The organism is Streptomyces sp. NPDC056347, from assembly GCF_042262625.1.
Lineage (GTDB): Bacteria > Actinomycetota > Actinomycetes > Streptomycetales > Streptomycetaceae > Streptomyces.
The window spans coordinates 16,425-33,581 of the sequence record NZ_JBHJQP010000079.1 but is presented as its reverse complement, the minus strand read 5'-3'; the positions used below and the strand labels follow the sequence as shown (position 1 = coordinate 33,581).

Here is a 17,157-nt window from a genome sequence, read left to right as displayed (position 1 = left end):
GTGCTTCGGGCGCCGCCCGGCAGGCCGCTGCGCTCAGGGGCGGCGCGCCACGAAGACGAATTCCCGGCCCGGCCGGTCGGGGGCGTCGCGGACCTCCTCCACCACGTAGCCCTGCGCGGCCAGTTCCTCCTCGACCTCCTCCCGTTCCCGGAACCGCAGGGTCGAGTCCGAGGTCATCACCCGTCCGTCCGCGAACACATAGGTCCCGCGGAACGTCACCAGCGGCAGCTCCACCCCGACCAGCTCGACCCAGCTCTCCACGGGCCCGGTCCCCGCGACCTCCGTCACGCTCCACGTCTTCTCCCGGGTCCACTCCTCCCAGGCGCGCCGGGCCGGGACACGGGTCTCGAGGACCAGCCGCCCGCCGGGCGCCAGCGCCTCACGGGTGTGGTGCAGGGTCCGCCGCCAGTCCCGCGGGCCGGTGATGGCCTGGGCGACGTTCGCCGTCATCGTCGCGAGGTCCGCCCGCAGCGGCGGCAGTGCCGTGGCGTCCCCGTGGATCCACCGCACCCGCCCGGCGCCCGGCTTGGACCGTGCGACATCGAGGGACGCCAGCGCGGGTTCGACACCGGTGACCCCGATGCCGTGACCGGCCAGCAGCAGCGCGAACACCCCCGTGCCGCACCCGATGTCCAGCACCCGCCGCGCCCCGAACTCCCGCACCATCGCGAGGTAGGCGTCGAGATCACCGCGGTCGGGGTCGAGCGGATCGTAGAGCGCGGCCAGTCGCGGATCAGCGAAGCATTCGTCAGTCATACGGCCGAACGTACGCACCCCGGCACCTTCCAACCACCTTATTTCTCCCGGCTGTCGACCGCGCGGAAGGCGCCGTCCGCTCAGGAGGGCCGCGGGCCGGTGGTACCGAAACGCCTGCGGTACTCGGTGGGGGTGGTGCCCAGATGGCGGGCGAAGACCCGGCGCAGGGTCTCGTCGCTCCCCAGGCCGCTGAGCCGGGCCGCGGACGTGACGCTGTGACCGTCGAGAAGAAGCTGCTGGGCACGGTCCAGCCGCACACGCTCGACCCAGCGGGCGGGAGTGGTGCGTACCTCGGTACGGAAGAGCCGGGTGAGGTGGCGGGTGCTGACGGCGGCGGTGGCGGCCATGGCGGGCAGGCTGTGATCGGCGGCCGGGTCGGCGAGCACGGCGGCGGTGAGGGCACGCAGCAGATCACCGCGGACGGGCGGGGTGGCCAGGGCGGCGGAGAACTGGGACTGGCCGCCCGGCCGCTGCATGAACACGACGAGTTCACGGGCGATCGCGCGGGCGGCCCCGGCACCGTGGTCGTGCTCCACCAGCGCCAGGGCGAGATCGATCCCGGCACTGATCCCCGCACTTGTGTGGAAGCGGCCGTCACGGATGTGCAGGGCGTCGGGCTCGACACGCACCCGGGGATGGCGCAGCGCCAGCGTGCGGGCGTGCCGCCAGTGGGTGGTGGCCCGGCGCTCGTCGAGCAGCCCGAGCCCGGCCAGGACGAAGGCGCCGGTGCACACGGAGGCCACCCGCCGGGCCTGCCCGGCCAGCGTCCCGGCGGCGGCCAGCAGCGCCCCGTCGGGCCCCTCGCCGGCGAGGTGGTCGGCCCCGGCGACGACCAGGGTGTCCAGCGGCCCGGCGTCCGGCGGCGCGGCGGTGGCGGCCAGCGTGACCCCGCTGGAGGTGGTGACGGGCCCGCCGTGCGGGGAGACCAGGAACGTCCCGTAGCCGTGGCCGAGCCGCGCCGCCCGGTGGAAGACCTCCAGCGGACCGCTGACGTCGAGCAGGGTCACGGCGTCGGGGACGAGGAACCCGACCCGCCGCGTCATGTCTGAATCCGTGGGGCATGCGGCTGTACGGACATGGCGCCAGCCTATGCCGCGCGCGACCGTGGAGGAGCCAGCCGAACCGGCCCCCCTTGAGGAGACACGCCATGACCACCGAGACCCCTCAGACGATCGCGGGCGTACGCATCCCGGACAGCGTCCTGGCGAAGGAGGCGACCGAGCTGGTGCGCGAGGCGGCCTCCCCGCTCCTGTTCGACCACTCGCGCCGGGTGTTCCTCTTCGGTGCCCTGCGCGGCGCCGAGCAGAGACTGGACTTCGACCCGGAGCTGCTCTACGTCGGGGCGATGTTCCACGACCTCGGACTGACCGGCCGCTTCGCCCGTACCGACCAGCGCTTCGAGATCGACGGCGCGGACGAGGCACGCCGCTTCCTGCGCACCCACGGCATCACCGGCGAACCGGCCCAGCGGGTGTGGACCGCCATCGCCCTGCACACCACACCGGAGATCCCGCTCCACATGGCCCCCGAGATCGCCCTGGTCACCCGCGGTGTGGAACTGGACGTCCTGGGCATCGGCTACCACGCCGTCACCGACGAGCAGCGCGCCGCCGTGGTCGCCGCACACCCCCGCCCCGACTTCAAGAACCGCATCCTCGCCGCGTTCACCGACGGTATCAAGGACCGCCCCGACACCACCTTCGGCAACGTCAAGGCCGACGTACTGGCCCACTTCGTCCCCGGCTTCGAACGCGGCGACTTCGTGGAGGTCATCCAGCACTCCGACTGGCCGGAGTGACCCGCCCGGACACGGGCCCGGCATCCCGCCGACCGCCGCCCCTCCCGTCGCCGACGCGCGGCCGGGCCCACCCGGCCGCGGATGTCCTCGGCCCGCAAGCGGCGGTCCGCCGGAAACGGGTCAGCCCCAGAACTCCCGCAGGGCGGCGTTGACGGCGGCGGGCTCCTGGGTGTGCGGGTAGTAGCCGGGCACCTGCACAAGGCGGCCCCCGAGGGATTTCGTGAGGGACTCGGCCACGGCCATGAGGGGAAGCCCCACGTGCTCGCGGTACGCGTCCGGCGCGCCCTCCCAGGTTCCGCAGATCACCAGGACCGGCAGGGCGGCGCCCCGGACCGCCTCCAGCGGGATCTCCGCCTCCCAGACGGGCCGCTCGCCCATGGACGTGGCGACGGCACGGAGCCGGCGCGGCGTGACCTCGGGCACCGCCATTCCCAACCCCTCGGTGGACGCGCGGAGATACTGCTCCGGCGTGACGCCGTCCGGGATGCCCGGGGCCCCGTCGCGCACCCGGTCGAGGAGAGCGGCGACGACCGGATGGTGCGCGGCGGCGGTGAAGGCGGAGGGCTGGACGAGGGCGAGGGAGCGCACGAGGCCGGGTCGGCGCGCGGCGGCGATGAGCGCGGCGACGGCGCCGTTACCGTGCCCCACGAGATGGGCGCCGCCGGGCCCCGCGGCAACGGCCTCGTCCTCGAGAACCTCCACGATGTCCTCGGCGTCGACGTCGAAGTCGCTGCGCGCGGTGTCCGGACTGTCGCCGTAGCCCCGACGGTCCATCAGAAGGAGCCGCCGGCCGTCCGCGAGAGGCCGCTGCCCGCCGAACCCGTACACGGGGTCGCTGCCCCAGGCGAAGATGTTGTGGACGAAGAGGGCGGGGGCGGCAGCGGCCGCCGGGGACACCGCGGCACCCGAAGCCGTCGGCGCCCGGTCCCCTCCGGCCCGGTCGCGGTCGTCCCACACGGTCACGTGCACAGCTGCCACGGGGCATCCTCCCGAAGTCGAGGAACATCGGTCCCCGCGAGACTAGACCCCGCCCCACGGCCGGCGCCTGCGGATGACGCCCGGGGGAAGGGAGGAGCACCTTCCGGCCTGCGCCGAAGGGAGTTCTTCACGCTTTTGGACCCCGCAGCCGGCAGAGCGCTCCAGAGACGCGGATTCCCCTGCTCCGGCAGTGGTTCTCGCCGCGTACGGTGACCGGCGCCCCGGAACCGGGGACGGCACGGCCCCGGCCACCCGGACGGCCGGCCAGCGCGTTCCGCGGCCGGGCTCTGCCACCGACCGCCCCCTTGTCATCCGTGTGGGTGATGACCACGGACGGCACCGAACCCGTACGTTGACTGTGCATGTGCGGGGCGGGCGCGCGCCCTGGCCCCCTTCCGTTCCGGCACCGCACCCCGGTGCCCGTCCTGGTTCCTGCCCCAGCCGGCACAGAGCACCCCTTGCCCCCTCCCGGCCGCATGCCGCCGGACGGCCGCCGCCCCGCCCGCCCGGGACCGGACGGGCCACCCCTTCACCGGCCTCCTCCCGGGCCCTGCCCCGGCCCGCCCCGCAAGACCCCCGCGCACCCCACGTACCGCATGCACCGCATGCACCGCCCTGTATGTGCCGCCCCGTGCAGAGGAGTTGCTTTGGCCGAGCGCCGTGCCGCCGTGTCCGACGAGCCCGGAGAACGGTTTCTGCCGGAGCGCTTCCGGCCGCCGCGGGATGCCACGGCCCGTGCGGACGGCCGGTCCGCCCCCGCCGGGGACGACACCCCGTGACCCCGCCCCCGCACACCCTCACCGGCGCCCGCCACCGCCGGGTGCCCTCCGCGGCGGGCCCGGTCGACCTCTGGTGGCACATCGCCCCGCACGGCCGCCCCGTACCCGGCCGCCTCCTGCTGCGCCACGCCGTCGCGGCCCGCCGGGCCCGCCCCGTCACCACCGTCACCGTGATCCGCGACCCGCTCGGCCGGCCCGAACTCGCCCCGGAACACAACCTGCCGCCCCTGCGCCTCACCGCCGCCCACTGCGGCCCCGTCACCGTGGCCGCACTGCTCGCGGCCCCCCGGGACGGCACCCGGATCGGCATCGGCATCGAGCACCTGGCCTCCCCGCCACCGCCGCACCTGCTGCGCTTCGCCCTCGGGCCGGGGGAGAACGCCGCACGGCCCGGGCGGCCCGTGACCGTACCCAGGGAGGAGTTCCTCACGCTGTGGACGGCCGGGGAAGCCATCGCCAGGACCCTGGGCTGGTCCCTGCTGCGGGCACTGGTCGACGCGGAGATCGCCCTGCGCCCCCGCCTCTGCCTGGCCCGCCTCGGTCACGAAACGGCGCCGCGCGGCTGGCAGCTGATCCCGCTGACCCTGCCCGGCGCACCCCACACGGTCACCCTCGCCCTCCACCAGCCCCCACCCCGCCCACGACGGGAGCACCCATGGACCTCACCGGCAGGACGGCACTGATCACCGGCGCCACCCGGGGCATCGGCCTGGCCGTCGCCCACACCCTCCACGCCCACGGCGCCCGCATCGTCATCACCGGCCGCTCCCGGGCCGGCGGCCGGGCCGCCCTCGCCAGACTCGGCGCCGAGGACAACCGCATAGCCCTGTGCGTGGCCGACGCCACCGACCGCACCGACGCCGAACGCGCGGTCGACGAAACGGTGGAGCGCTACGGGCACCTCGACATCGTCGTCAACAACGTCGGCGGCGCCACCGGCTTCGCCCCCGTCGCCGACATCACCGACGACACCTGGCACCGCACCCTCGCCCTCAACCTCGACCCGGCCCTCTACACCACCCGCCACGCCCTGTCCCACCTGATCCCGCAGCGCTCCGGCCGCATCATCAACATCTCCTCCATCGAGGGCCGCGACCCCGACCCCGGCCTGTGCGCCTACGCCGCCGCCCAGCACGCCCTGATCGGGTTCACCCGCGTCCTGGCCAAGGAGACCGGCCCGTACGGCGTCACCGCCAACTGCGTGTGCCCCGGAGCCGTGGAGACCGACTGGTTCACCCGGCAGGGCCCCCGCACCCCGGGCACCGGACACCCCGGCCCGGTCCGCCACTTCACCGACCGCACCGCCACCGGCCGCCTCACCCGCCCCGAGGAGGTCGCCGCCGCCGTCCTGCTCCTGGCCTCCCGCACCGGCTCCGGCATCACCGGCGCCTGCATCCCCGTCGACGGCGGCGCCACCGCCTGACCGCACACCCCCGCCCCCCGGACGGCCGCGCCCCTCCGGCCTACGGGGCACGGCACCGGCGGCGGCAACGAGCAGCCGCCAGGTTTCAGCGGCCCAAGGAACAGGATCCCGACCGTGACCGACGCACCGGCACACCGCGCGCACGGACCGCTTCCGGTCGCAGCCCACGGGGCACCCCCCGCCCCGCCGACGGGCCCGGCGGCCGGTCTCAGGACGGCTTGCGCCACACGGAGATGTGCTTCGCGGAGTCCTGGACGAACGCCGCCCCGTGCCAGTTGGCGACACGGCGCTCCAGCTCCAGTCCGGCGATCCGCGCCATCAGGTCGAGCTCCGCCGGCCAGGCGTACCGGTGCCGGGATTCCTCACGGCGGTAACGCCCGTTGTCCTCACGGGTGAGATGGTGCGAGACGAGGACCTGCTCGACCAGGTCGAAGGTGTCGAAGCCGAGATGGCGCCCGGACACGTCGAACGGCACCGCGACCTGTCCCGGCGGCAGGAACCGCAGCGGCGGTACACCCAGCTCGATGACGAACCGGCCCCCGGGCTCCAGATGACGTGCGGCGTTACGGAAGCACTCGACCTGCTCGTCCTGCGTGAGCAGGTTCGTGATGGTGTTGTAGACGAGATAGACCAGGGAGAACTCACCGGGGACGAGGGCGGAGGCCATGTCCCCGATCGTCACCGGCAGCGCGTCCTCACCGATCTTGCGGCGCAGCACCGCCGCCATGTGCTCGGACAGCTCGATGCCCGCCACCGGCACGCCGCGTTCCCGGAGCGGGACACCCACCCGTCCGGTCCCGATCGCGAACTCCAGCGCCCGGCCGTCCCCGGCGAGCGCGGCCAGGAAGGCGAGGGCCGGTTCGAGAACGGCGGGCGAGAACGCTTCGGTCTCCTCGGCGTCGTAGCGGTCGGCGGTCGCACGGGTCCACAGCTCACTGCTCGTCATGAAGGGCCACTGTGCCAGGGGCCCAAGGCACGGGCGAACGGATTCGTCCTCCGCCGAGAAGCGCCCGGGAAGGCCGAGGAGGCGGCGAGCCGCGCCCCCCCCCGGCAGTGACCCGGAAGCGGACCGCGCCCTTCGGCCGGCGGTGCGCGAAGAAGCCCCGCCGGTCACGGGCCCGCCGGCCGCGCCGCCGCTTCGGGCCCGGTGTCCGCGCGGGACCCGGCGGGCACCTCGGCGGGGGAGCGGGGGAAGACGGCGCGCACCGCGGGCAGCGCGAGCAGCACGGCCACCGTGACGATCTGCCACAGCGCGCCGAAACCCAGCACCGCGGACGTGCCGACGAGGACCGACACCGGACCGGCCGCGGCCAGTCCGAGCGGGCCGAGCGCGAACGCCCCGAAGGCGTCGTAGGAGGAGACCCGGGCCAAGGCGCCCGGGGGCACCTGCTGCTGCGTGACGGTCGCGTACAGGGTGCCGCAGACCGCCGAACCGGCCCCCGCCACCAGCGCGGCGACACAGATCCAGACCAGCGACCCGTCGGCGGCGAGCGCGGCGGAGGGCAGCGACCAGCCCAGGGCGGCCACCGTCGCCACGAGCAGCGGACGGCGCGGATGACGGCCCAGCATCGCCGCTCCGCCGGCCATCGCACCGGCCCCGTACAGCGCCATGACCAGCCCCCAGGAGCCCGCCCCGCCCAGCCGCCGCTGGGCGACCAGGGGCCCCAGGACCAGGAACGGCGCCCACACGAGGAGATTGAACAGGCCGGCCTGCAACGACGTCGCCCACAGCCAGGTACGGGAGCGGAACTCCGCCCAGCCCTCCCGGAGATCCGTCACGAACGAGGAGGAAGGCGCGGCGCGCACGGCGGCCCGGGGCAGCAGGAGCAGCGCGACGACGCTCACCGCGTAACTGGCGGAGTCCAGGGCGAGCACCCAGGACGCCCCGGCGACGGCCGTCAGGATTCCGGCGAGCACCGGCCCCGCGATCGACGCGAACGAACGCGCCACACCCAGCAGTGCGTTGGCATCGGCGAGCGTTTCCCCCTTCGCGATGTGCGGGACGAGGGCGTTGAGCGCCGGGGTGAACAGGGCCTCGGCCGCGCCCCAGAGGGCGACCAGCGCGACCAGCGTCCACAGCCCGGGGGAGCCGCTGAACAGGGCGACGGCGATACCGGCCTGGCTGAGACAGCGCACCACATCAGCGGTGATCATGACCTGACGGCTGCCCAGACGGTCGGTGACGACTCCGCCGACCAGCAGGACGAGCACCAACGGCAGGATCCGGGCCGCGAGGACGACACCGAGCTCGGTACCGTCCCCGTCGTTCTCCAGGACCGCGAAGGAGATCGCGATCGAGGCCATGGACGAACCGAGCAGCGAAGTGGCGTAACCGATGAAGAAGCGGCGGAAGTCGCGTGCGCGGAAGGCCGCCAGCCGGTGATGAGGGGACATGCGCGCAGGCTGCACGGACCGGACAGGGACACGCCAGGGCCTCGGCCCAAATAACCTGAGTCCAGTCCCCTCAAGTTATTCTTTCACCAGCACATACAGAAGGCCTGTTTACTGCGGTTACCTCAGAGGGAGGGGAACGTGAGCCGTCCCGCGAACCCGGTGGAGTACGCCATCGCCGTCGACCGCTTCCTGTCCGCAAGCACCCTGGGAGCGGGCTCGCGCCGCGTCTACCGGATCGCCCTCACCACCTGGGCCTGGGCGATGGTCGACCGCACCCCGCCACTGGGCGGCCGGCGCCGCAACGCCCCGCCCCCCACCGTCCCCCTGGCCCTGCTGGACACCCCGCACGCCGCGGCCCGGCTGCGCGACGCCTTCGCCGGACGAGCCGCCGCAGTCGGCCCCCGCACCGCCAACCGCGAACTGTCGATACTCACCGCCGCACTGCGCTGGTGGCGGGAACAGGGCTGGCTCACCGCCGACCCCGCCGCGGGCCTGCGACGCCTGCCCGTCGCACAACGGGCCGACGCGGAAACCCGGCTCGACGCCGCCCGGGCCCGGGCCGTCCTGGAACTGCCCGCCCCACTGCGCGAGCAGACGTTCTGGCACCTGCTGTACGAGACCGGCGCGACGATCGAACGCGCCCTCGCCCTCGACATCGCCGAACTCGACCTCCCCGCCCGCCGCACCCGCGAACACAACACCCCGCACCTGCGCTGGGGCGACGGCACGGCCGCCCTGCTCCCGCTGCTCACCCTCGGCCGCGTCGACGGACCCCTGTTCAGGACGGGCCGCGGACGGCTCTCCTACCGCCGCGCCGCGGAGATCTTCACCACAGCCACCCGCCCCCTCGACCCCCGCGGCCACGGCTGGACACTGCGCCAACTCGCCTCCGCGGAAAGGCCGGTGGGGCAGCACCCGGGGGCGGCCCCGGAGTCCTAGGCCGTCTCTTTCGGACCTTGGATTCGCAACGCGATGAAACGCATCATCTGTCAGACCGGCACTTCGACCTGGTACGGGACGCGCTCGTCATCAGGGTCGGCGGAGGCCTGATGCAGGTGGGCGGGGCGTCCACCTCGATGATCACCCAACTGTCGAGCCTGGCCGCCTGGCTCGCCCAGCGGCCAGGGATCAAGGTCGTCTGCCGGGACCGCGCGCCGTTCTTCGCGGAAGGCGCCACTGCCGGGGCGCCCCAGGCGACGCAGGTCGCCGACCGCTGGCCTTTGTGGCACGTGCGCCGCGAGGCGCCGATCGATCGAGTGGAGGTGGGAGGCCTTCGCCGCTGTCCTGGCAGGATACGCCGGTGATCAACTACAGCACCGATCTCTCCAATCTTGCGGAGCAGGACCTTTCCGGGTTCTTCGTAGGCTGGCCCGCACCGCCGACGGCCGCGCAGCACCTTGCCGTGCTCAAGGGCAGCTACCGAGTCGTGGTTGCTCTGGACGCCCGGACGGGGCGCGTCGTGGGCTTCGTCAACATGATCAGCGACGGGGTCCTCACGGGTTTCATCCCGTGGCTGGAGGTCTTGCCCGAATACCAGGGGAAAGGCATCGGCGGGCAGCTGGTCCGGCGGGTCCTCGCCGAGGCGGAACATCTGTACTCCGTGGACCTGACCTGCGACGAGCCGCTGCGCGCGTATTACGAGAAGCTCGGGATGCTGCCGCTGAGAGGCATGGCCGTCCGACGGTGGCAGGTACTGGCCCCGGACCATGCGGACTGATCGGGGAACCAGACTCCGCCGACTACCGCCTCACGATCGATCGTCAGCACGTTGACTGGACCGCGTCCATGATCGTGAGGTGCGGCTCCTGCCGAGCCACCGCCCGAATCCGTGGCCCGGGGTGTACGACCTGTTCCGTCGCTGGCCCGGGCGGCGGTCTCGGCGTCAGCGGCCCATCGCCGTCTCGCGGTTCATGCGTGACAGCTTCTCTGGATTGCGGACGGCGTAGAGGCCGGTGATGAGGCCGGCGTCCAGGCGGAGAGCCACGATCGTGTCGATCCGGCCGTCGCGGTGGATGATCAGGGCCGGGTGGCCGTTCACCAGGGTCGGTTGCAGCAGGGCACCGCTGAGCCTGGCCAGGACCTCGGTCACGTCGGCCACGCCCACCACCGGTTCCACGGCGGCCCGGACGACTCCGCCGCCGTCCGTCAGGAGGACGACGTCCGGGGCGATCATGTTGAGGAGCCGGGTCAAGTCGCCTGTTTCCACCGCTTGCTGGAAGGCCGCGAGCGCGTCGCGGGTCTGGGACGGGGAGACCGTCTCGCGAGGGCGGCGCGCGGCGACGTGGGTGCGGGCGCGGTGCGCGATCTGGCGGACGGCGGTCGGGGTCTTGTCGACGGCCTGCGCGATCTCGTCGTAGTCCAGGTCGAAGACGTCCCGCAGCACGAACACGGCACGCTCGGTCGGCGTGAGGGTCTCCAGCACGAGGAGCATCGCCATGGAGACGCTGTCCGCGAGCTCGACGTCCTCGGCCACGTCGGGCGCGGTGAGCAGCGGCTCGGGCAGCCACGGGCCGACGTAGGACTCCTTGCGGCGGCGGAGTGTGCGAAGGCGGGTCAGGGACTGGCGGGTGGTGATGCGGACCAGGAAGGCGCGTGGGTCGCGGATTGTGGTGTGCTCGACGCCCGACCAGCGCAGCCACGTCTCCTGGAGGACGTCCTCGGCGTCGGCAGCCGAGCCCAGCATCTCGTAGGCCACCGTGAACAGCAGGTTGCGGTGGGCGACGAAGGTATCCGTGGCGGTGGTCGTGGCCGCCCCCGCATCGGTACCGGCATCTTTGTCCGTCATCGTCAGCTCCCGACTTCTGTCGCGCTACGTGTGGTGCGTGTCGTACACGGGACGCCGCTGACCCCAGTTCTGTGACAGCCGCGCCCCATGGCCCACATCACATCCGCTCTGTGTCACAGGAGCGCGGCCCCCGGCGCCTTATGGGCATCAGCCACACGATTCCGCGAGTGAGGAAGCCCCGATGGAAACCCGTATGAACCTGTTCGACACCGAGCTCGGCACGAAGGTCGGGAAGCGGATGTACGCCGTCAGCCAGGTCATCCAGGAGTCGCCGCTGCCCAAATCCACCCAGGAGTTGGTGCAGCTGCGAGCCAGCCAGATCAACGGGTGCGGCTTCTGCGTCGACATCCACAGCAAGGACGCCGCAGCGGCCGGCGAGGACGCGGCCCGGCTCAGCCTCGTCGCCACCTGGCGGCACTCCACCGTGTTCACCGACGCCGAGCGGGCCGCGCTGGCCCTCACCGAGGAGGGCACCCGCATCATCGACGGACATGCAGGGGTCACCGACGAGACCTGGGCCCGGGTGCGCAAGCACTACGACGAGGAGCAAGCTATCGCTCTCGTCTCCCTTGTCGCCATGATCAACGCGACCAACCGGCTCGCCGTGATCCTCAACAACCAGGGTGGATCCTACGTGCCCGGCAACCTGACCACCGTCGCCGGTCTCGGTCGTGCGGAAGCGGTCGGGAACTAGCCCGGACAGCAGGTTCTTCTGGTCACTCGCCGAGGGCATCGACGCGGCTCGGGCGCCGGGCGCCGGGGAGCCGGACGGACTGCGGGCCGTAGAGCTGCTGTGCCGATCCGGTCCCTCAGCCCGAACCGGCGACCAGCGCCTCCCCGAGCGGGGTGCGCCGGTAGAGCACCGACCGTCCGGACCGGGCGCGGACGAGCAGCCCCGCGCCCCGCAGGATGGCGAGGTGGTCCCCTACCGCGCCGGGTGCCATGGCGAGGCTCCGGGCGAGGTGGCTGGTACTGGCCGGGGCGTCCAGCGCCAGCAGCAGCCGGGCCCGGGACCTGCCGACCAGAGCGGTCAGCATGTCCGGCCGGGGGACGGTTTCCTGCTCGCCCCACAGGGCGGCGGTGCCGCGGGCACGATAGGCCAGGGTCCTGGGCCAGGGGTCTTCCAGATGGGCCGCGACATGCCCGACGAAGACCGAGGGAATCAGCAGGAGCCCGTCGCCGGTGAGACGGACCGTTCCGCCCCGGAAGAAGTCGATCTCGATACCGCCTTCGTGCCAGGCGATGCCCGGGTGCAGGCTCTCGACGGCCGTGGCCCATCCGTGTTCGCCGATCACACCCACCCGGTGCACGACATCGCGCTCACAGATCGCGCGCAGTTGCGGCCAGTCCGCGGCGAGCAGCTCGTGCCAGGCCCGGTCCATCGCCCCGGCGATCCTGGAGACGGCGTCCGGCGAGTCCAGCACCGCGCGTACGCGGGGATCACGGGCGGACGGGCCGGTCGCGGTGGTGGCGAATTCGCGGCGGGCCACTGCCGGCGGCGTGGCCCGGATCATGGCCAGGTCGTCCGCCCAGGACTGGTTGAGACCGCGCGGGGGCGGGGCGACGAAGTTCGGCCCGCCGTGCGGGGCCTGCAGGGCGAGGGCGGCGTCCAGTTCGGTCTCGCGGCGCAGCCGTTCGAAGGCCGGCCGGAGCCGGGCGTCCCAGGCCCGCGGCAGCGGCCGGCCCTGGCCGACGAGCGAGCGCAGCAGCGAGCAGAGGTCCAGCGCGGGAGACAGCGCGAACCGGCTGCGCAGCAGGTCATCGAGGGAGACTTCGAAGCGCAGCACCACGCCATGCTACCGCCGGACATCTGCTTCGATTCGTCCAGCGACGAATCATTGGTGAGCGGTACAGGCGCACGGCGAGGCTGCGCGTCATGACCCCAACCGCCGGGCCCGCACAGGGCAACCACCGCGCCACCTACCGGGAGGTGCTGGCCGAGCCGCGATTCCGGCTGCTCTTCTCGACCCGCACCGTCGCGATCACCGCGGACGCGCTGCGGATCACCACGTTCACGGTTCTGGTCTTCTCGGCCACCGGCTCCCCGCTGCTGAGCGCAGTGGCCTTCGGCACCGGCTTCGTCCCGCAACTGTTCGGCTCGCTGCTGCTGGGCTCACTGGCCGACCGGCTGCCGCCCCGCGCGCTCATCACCGGCGGCTACGCCCTGACATGCGCCGCCGCCCTGCTGCTCGCCCTGGTGCGGATGCCGATCGCGGCAAGCCTCGGTGTGGTGGCGCTGGTCTCCCTCGCCACACCGGTGTTCCACGGTGCGTCGAGCCGGCTGGTCGCGCAGTCGCTGGAGGGCGACGCCTATGTACTGGGCCGGTCACTGAACAACATCGCCGGCTCCGGCGCGCAGCTGTTCGGCCTGGCGCTGGGAGGTGCGGTCGTCGCGGCACTCGGCCCGCGCCGGGCACTCGCGGTCAGTGCCGTCCTCTACTTCGGCTGCGCGCTCGCTGTCCGTGTCGGGCTGCCCCGGCTGCAGCCGGGGGAGTCCGGCGGCACACCCGGCGGCGCCGGGGGCGGCAGCGGGGCCGTCCGCGCAAGCCTGCACGGTGCGGGCCTGCTGCTGCACGGACGCACCGTGCGACGACTGATGCTGGCCCAGTGGCTACCGCCCGCGTTCGTGGCGGGCGCGGAAGGCCTCATCGTCGCCTACGCGGGAGAACGCGGCTTCGCGCCCGGCCGGTACGCCGTGCTGATGGGCTGTCTGCCGGTCGGCATGCTCGTCGGTGACCTGCTGGTGGGCCGACTGCTGCGGCCACGCGCCCGGGAGCGGCTGGTCGTCCCGTTGATCGCGCTGGCGGGGCTGCCGCTGATCGGCTTCGCCGCCGAGCCCGGAGTAGGCGTCTCGTCCTGTCTGCTGCTGCTCAGCGGCCTCGGATACGCCTACGGCCTCGGCCTGCAACGGCCGTTCCTGGACGCCCTGCCGCAGGACGGCCAGGGCCAGGCCTTCGGCCTGCTCGGCTCCGGCAGCATGACGCTGCAGGGCGTCGGGCCGGTCTGCCTGGGCGCAGTGGCCGCAGGCACCGGAACAGGCGGCGCAATGGCCCTGGCGGGCGGCGCGGTGGCGCTTACCGCCGGCTGGATCCTCACCTGGCACCCGTCCACCTCCCCGAACCACTCAACGGGACCGGAGAACAACACCGAACAGCACGCGTACAGCCCGCCTGCGCAGTAACCGCCGCAGGCGGCCGATGAGGCGACGCCCGAAGGGCCGGTGACGCCCAGTGCGCGCAGGATCCGCGCGGACGACACCCTTCTCATGCCTCATGCTGTTCGGCAACCAGGATGCCGATGCGGGCCCCCGGCCTGTCCCGGCCGGGGGCCCGCGCGGATCGAGGGGCAGGGCTCAGCTCGGCTGGTCGCCGGCGTAGCGGTAGATGTCGCCCGCGCTGTTGATGTGCCACGCGGTGCCGTCGGCACCGGCGGCGATGTCGGTGGCGGTGCCGGGGATCTTGACCCACGGATTGGTGCCGCTGGCATCGTTGTTGGTGTACCGGTAGATGCTTCCGGCGGGATCGACGCCCCAGACGTTCGTCCGGGAGCCCACCGCGATGCGCTTCAGGCTGCCGGGGACGTTCTTCCACGGGTTCGCGCTGTCCTGGTCCCCGGTGTACCGGTAGATCTGGTTGCCCGCGTTGACACCCCATACGGTGCCGTCGGCGCCCGCGCCGATGTCGCTCAGTGCACCGGGGATCTTGATCCACGGGTTGGCGTCATGGTTCGTGTACCGGTAGATGGCATTGGCGGAGTCCACTCCCCACACGTTCGTCCGGGATCCCGCGTCGATGCGGACCAGACTTCCGTTGATGCCGACCCAGTTCGTCGTGCCCTGGTCTCCGGTGTACCGGTAGATCTGGTTGCCCGCGTTGACGCCCCACACCGTGCCGTCCGACGCGGCGCCGATGTCGCTCAGCGCCCCCGGGATGTTGATCCACGGGCTGCCGTCGTAGTTGGTGTACCGGTAGATGGCGTTCGCCGAGTTCACACCCCATACCGTCGTCCTGGACCCTGCCGAGATGGCCGAGAGACTGCCCGCGACCTTCACCCAATCCGCCATGCCGATGCCTTTCCCCGAGCGGCTACTGATCCGGCCATCCTCGATGAGGAAATGGACTCCCAAAATCTTTGAATACTTGTCTCAGTGCTGAATAAGCCAGTAAATCGATGTTTTAACGACTGCCGCCCTGCGCAGCGGGGCGGGAAGGGACTCGACCGGAAGTGCTTCGGCCGGAAGTGCTGTCCCACCTACGAGGGGTGACAGCCATGCCGGTTTGTGCCTCTCATGGCAACACCGCCGCCAGTCGGGGACGGACGGGCCGACCGGGGCGACCCGGCACCCAGGCGCCCGCTCCCGTCGGCCCGGCCCCCCCGGCGCGGATATTCGCATCGGGTGCGCCCGCTGATCCAACCCCTCGCGGAAACTCCGTCCGCAGCTCGTCGCGCTCGACGCGGCTCGCGAGACCAAGGCCCACAACACCACAACTGCCCCGCCACGCAAGGGGCATGGCGGGGCAGTGTCGAACCGTGTACGGGTCAGACGGTGCCGAACGCTCCGGCCTTCACGCCGGCGACGAAGGAGGCGAACGTTGCGGTCGGTACGTTCAGGGTCGCGGCGGTGGGGCGCTTGGAGTCGCGGACGGGGATCACGCCGTGCGAGTCGGCAAGGTTCGCGGCGACCTCCACGCAGTTGCCGCCGTTGTCGCTGTACGAGGACTTGAACCAGTGGGGCGATTCGTTCGTCACGGGGCGTCCCTCCGTCTCGGTGCTGCTCCCCATCGACGGTAGGCGGTCGGCAGGGGCACCACAACTGCCCCGCCACGCAAGGGGCATGGCGGGGCAGTGGCGAACCGTGTACGGGTCAGACGGTGCCGAACGCTCCGGCCTTCACGCCGGCGACGAAGGAGGCGAACGATGCAGTCGGCACGTTCAGGGGCGCGGCGGCGGGGCGCTTGGAGTCGCGGACGGGGATCACGCCGTGCGAGTCGGCAAGGTTGGCAGCGACCTCCACGCACTGGCCGCCGTTGTTGCTGTACGAGGACTTGAACCAGCGGGGGGACTCGGTCGTGGTCGTCACAGGATGCCCTTTCGTGCCTCAATGATCATGGCCACCGATGCCGCCTGGGACAGCGCCTCGGCCTGTAGCTGATGGTAGTCCGTCAGCAGCGGGAGGACGGCGGTCGTATCGCGCTCCACATGGCCCCGCATCTGCGATTCCGCGTAGGCGACCACAGTCAGGTCCAGCATCGTCAGCAGAGTCATCGGGAGGTCGAACGGGCGACGCTCTCCCATGCCGAACGGGGCGATCTGGAGCACGGTGTTCGGCTGCTCGGCGAACTCCAGCAGCCGGTCGTACTGGGCGGCCATGACCTCGGGGCCGCCGACCTGCCTGCGGACGCAGCTCTCGTCCAGCACTACCAGCATCGCGGGCGGACGAGGGCGCACCAGCGCGGCTTGCCGCTCGGCCAGGAACGAGACGCGTTCGGCTGCCTGTTCGGGGGTGATCGATCCGCGTCGCAGGGCGGTCTCCGCCAGCACCCGGGCGTACGCCGGTGCCTGCAACAACCCGTGGATGATCCCAGTCTCGTACAGCCGGATCTCGGCCGCGCGGCCCTCGTAGCCGACGTACTGCGGGAAGCCCTCCAGCAGCGAGCCCTGCCGGAGCTCGCGGTACTGGCGTTCGAACGTGTCTGCTGTTTCTCCGGTGCCGAAAACCTGGTCCGCACTGCGCGAGAACCGAAGAGTCGGCATCTTGCGACCAGTTTCGACGGCGGAGACGTGCGTGCCGGAGTAGCCCAGCCGGTCAGCTAATTCCTCCTGCTTCCACCCGTTTTCCTCACGCAGCTTGCGAACGCGTGCACCGAAGGCAGCCTCGGGGCTGCTCTCGGGGTCCAACTCCTTGCGGTTCACGGTCTATCACCTGACTGTTCGTTCGTTTTCAACAAGTTGAAGCACTTCTGACTCTAGGCCAATCTAATCCCGCTCAGTAGTGGAATGACTACAGACGGGAGTGATCTGTGCTCACACGCGTTGACGCCCAGGTCAGGCACGAACTGCCGCAGGAATCACCGGAGAAGCCGGATCCCGGCGACTGTCACGGGTGTCAGGAACTCCGCCGCGCCGAGGCCGCCGCCCACGAGCGGCGCGACTACAGCGGGGCCACCGACTGCCGGGTGCTGCTCCGGCGCCACCGGGGCGGCGCGGACTGCTCGGAGCGGCGAGGGGCGGAGTGAAAGAGCTG

General features: G+C 72.3%; 20 protein-coding genes. 9 read left to right on the top strand and 11 right to left on the bottom strand.

The window, feature by feature from the left end; translation table 11 throughout:
* Positions 1 to 33 precede the first annotated feature (33 nt).
* On the bottom strand, positions 34 to 756 hold the full coding sequence (locus ACFCV8_RS19660; protein ID WP_376686643.1) for a class I SAM-dependent methyltransferase: 723 nt from the start codon (positions 754 to 756) through the stop codon (positions 34 to 36).
* A gap of 80 nt (positions 757 to 836) precedes the next feature.
* The gene (locus ACFCV8_RS19655) at positions 837 to 1,799 is read right to left on the bottom strand and encodes a GlxA family transcriptional regulator (RefSeq protein WP_376686642.1); all 963 of its coding nucleotides are present in this window, start codon (positions 1,797 to 1,799) and stop codon (positions 837 to 839) included.
* Positions 1,800 to 1,903: 104 nt separating this feature from the next.
* Between ACFCV8_RS19655 and ACFCV8_RS19650 the strand changes: the two genes are divergently transcribed.
* The gene (locus ACFCV8_RS19650; protein WP_376686641.1) at positions 1,904 to 2,554 is read left to right on the top strand and encodes an HD domain-containing protein; all 651 of its coding nucleotides are present in this window, start codon (positions 1,904 to 1,906) and stop codon (positions 2,552 to 2,554) included.
* 120 nt (positions 2,555 to 2,674) lie between these two features.
* Here ACFCV8_RS19650 and ACFCV8_RS19645 read toward each other — a convergent pair whose 3' ends face one another.
* The gene (locus ACFCV8_RS19645) at positions 2,675 to 3,532 is read right to left on the bottom strand and encodes an alpha/beta fold hydrolase (RefSeq protein WP_376686640.1); all 858 of its coding nucleotides are present in this window, start codon (positions 3,530 to 3,532) and stop codon (positions 2,675 to 2,677) included.
* Positions 3,533 to 4,307: 775 nt separating this feature from the next.
* Between ACFCV8_RS19645 and ACFCV8_RS19640 the strand changes: the two genes are divergently transcribed.
* Together ACFCV8_RS19640 and ACFCV8_RS19635 are read left to right on the top strand one after the other, a co-directional pair.
* Complete coding sequence (locus tag ACFCV8_RS19640) at positions 4,308 to 4,994, top strand: hypothetical protein (protein WP_376686639.1); 687 nt, start codon at positions 4,308 to 4,310, stop codon at positions 4,992 to 4,994.
* Complete coding sequence (locus tag ACFCV8_RS19635) at positions 4,967 to 5,734, top strand: SDR family NAD(P)-dependent oxidoreductase (protein ID WP_376686638.1); 768 nt, start codon at positions 4,967 to 4,969, stop codon at positions 5,732 to 5,734. Before ACFCV8_RS19640 ends, ACFCV8_RS19635 begins: the two co-directional genes overlap by 28 nt.
* A gap of 208 nt (positions 5,735 to 5,942) precedes the next feature.
* On the opposite strand, the gene ACFCV8_RS19630 is transcribed toward ACFCV8_RS19635, so the two are convergent.
* Entirely contained in the window at positions 5,943 to 6,680 is a 738-nt protein-coding gene (locus ACFCV8_RS19630; protein ID WP_376686637.1) for a class I SAM-dependent DNA methyltransferase, read from the bottom strand.
* A 164-nt stretch (positions 6,681 to 6,844) separates the two neighbouring features.
* Positions 6,845 to 8,128 (bottom strand): MFS transporter, encoded by a 1,284-nt coding sequence (locus ACFCV8_RS19625; protein ID WP_376686636.1) that lies wholly within the window; start codon positions 8,126 to 8,128, stop codon positions 6,845 to 6,847.
* A 138-nt stretch (positions 8,129 to 8,266) separates the two neighbouring features.
* On the opposite strand from ACFCV8_RS19625, the gene ACFCV8_RS19620 reads away from it, so the two are divergent.
* The 3 genes from ACFCV8_RS19620 to ACFCV8_RS19610 are packed head-to-tail and all read left to right on the top strand — an operon-like array spanning position 8,267 to position 9,845.
* Entirely contained in the window at positions 8,267 to 9,067 is an 801-nt protein-coding gene (locus ACFCV8_RS19620) for a hypothetical protein (RefSeq protein ID WP_376686635.1), read from the top strand.
* Positions 9,068 to 9,084: 17 nt separating this feature from the next.
* A complete protein-coding gene (locus tag ACFCV8_RS19615; RefSeq protein WP_376686634.1) occupies positions 9,085 to 9,432 on the top strand; it encodes a hypothetical protein in 348 nt (115 codons plus the stop codon).
* Positions 9,429 to 9,845: a GNAT family N-acetyltransferase gene (locus ACFCV8_RS19610; protein WP_376686633.1), complete on the top strand. Its 417-nt coding sequence runs from the start codon at positions 9,429 to 9,431 to the stop codon at positions 9,843 to 9,845. Before ACFCV8_RS19615 ends, ACFCV8_RS19610 begins: the two co-directional genes overlap by 4 nt.
* Positions 9,846 to 10,010: 165 nt before the next feature.
* Here the strand turns inward: ACFCV8_RS19610 and ACFCV8_RS19605 are convergent, their stop codons facing one another.
* Positions 10,011 to 10,913, bottom strand: coding sequence for an RNA polymerase sigma-70 factor (locus ACFCV8_RS19605; RefSeq protein WP_376686632.1), 903 nt, complete (start codon positions 10,911 to 10,913; stop codon positions 10,011 to 10,013).
* A 181-nt stretch (positions 10,914 to 11,094) separates the two neighbouring features.
* Between ACFCV8_RS19605 and ACFCV8_RS19600 the strand changes: the two genes are divergently transcribed.
* Positions 11,095 to 11,607 carry a carboxymuconolactone decarboxylase family protein gene (locus ACFCV8_RS19600; protein ID WP_376686631.1) on the top strand — a complete coding sequence of 171 codons (513 nt, stop codon included), beginning with the start codon at positions 11,095 to 11,097 and terminating at the stop codon, positions 11,605 to 11,607.
* Positions 11,608 to 11,722: 115 nt separating this feature from the next.
* Here ACFCV8_RS19600 and ACFCV8_RS19595 read toward each other — a convergent pair whose 3' ends face one another.
* A complete protein-coding gene (locus tag ACFCV8_RS19595) occupies positions 11,723 to 12,700 on the bottom strand; it encodes an ArsR family transcriptional regulator (RefSeq protein WP_376686630.1) in 978 nt (325 codons plus the stop codon).
* A gap of 89 nt (positions 12,701 to 12,789) precedes the next feature.
* On the opposite strand from ACFCV8_RS19595, the gene ACFCV8_RS19590 reads away from it, so the two are divergent.
* Complete coding sequence (locus ACFCV8_RS19590) at positions 12,790 to 14,094, top strand: MFS transporter (protein ID WP_376686629.1); 1,305 nt, start codon at positions 12,790 to 12,792, stop codon at positions 14,092 to 14,094.
* Between the two features lie 171 nt (positions 14,095 to 14,265).
* Here ACFCV8_RS19590 and ACFCV8_RS19585 read toward each other — a convergent pair whose 3' ends face one another.
* The 4 genes from ACFCV8_RS19585 to ACFCV8_RS19570 form a co-directional block, all read right to left on the bottom strand.
* Positions 14,266 to 14,976: a tectonin domain-containing protein gene (locus ACFCV8_RS19585; RefSeq protein ID WP_376686628.1), complete on the bottom strand. Its 711-nt coding sequence runs from the start codon at positions 14,974 to 14,976 to the stop codon at positions 14,266 to 14,268.
* Positions 14,977 to 15,452: 476 nt separating this feature from the next.
* Positions 15,453 to 15,662 carry a DUF397 domain-containing protein gene (locus ACFCV8_RS19580; protein WP_376686627.1) on the bottom strand — a complete coding sequence of 70 codons (210 nt, stop codon included), beginning with the start codon at positions 15,660 to 15,662 and terminating at the stop codon, positions 15,453 to 15,455.
* Between the two features lie 115 nt (positions 15,663 to 15,777).
* Positions 15,778 to 15,993: a DUF397 domain-containing protein gene (locus tag ACFCV8_RS19575; protein ID WP_376686626.1), complete on the bottom strand. Its 216-nt coding sequence runs from the start codon at positions 15,991 to 15,993 to the stop codon at positions 15,778 to 15,780.
* Complete coding sequence (locus ACFCV8_RS19570) at positions 15,990 to 16,826, bottom strand: helix-turn-helix domain-containing protein (RefSeq protein WP_376686625.1); 837 nt, start codon at positions 16,824 to 16,826, stop codon at positions 15,990 to 15,992. The genes ACFCV8_RS19575 and ACFCV8_RS19570 overlap by 4 nt, the downstream gene beginning before the upstream one ends.
* 107 nt (positions 16,827 to 16,933) lie before the next feature.
* Between ACFCV8_RS19570 and ACFCV8_RS19565 the strand changes: the two genes are divergently transcribed.
* Positions 16,934 to 17,149, top strand: coding sequence for a hypothetical protein (locus ACFCV8_RS19565; protein ID WP_376686624.1), 216 nt, complete (start codon positions 16,934 to 16,936; stop codon positions 17,147 to 17,149).
* Positions 17,150 to 17,157 lie beyond the last annotated feature (8 nt).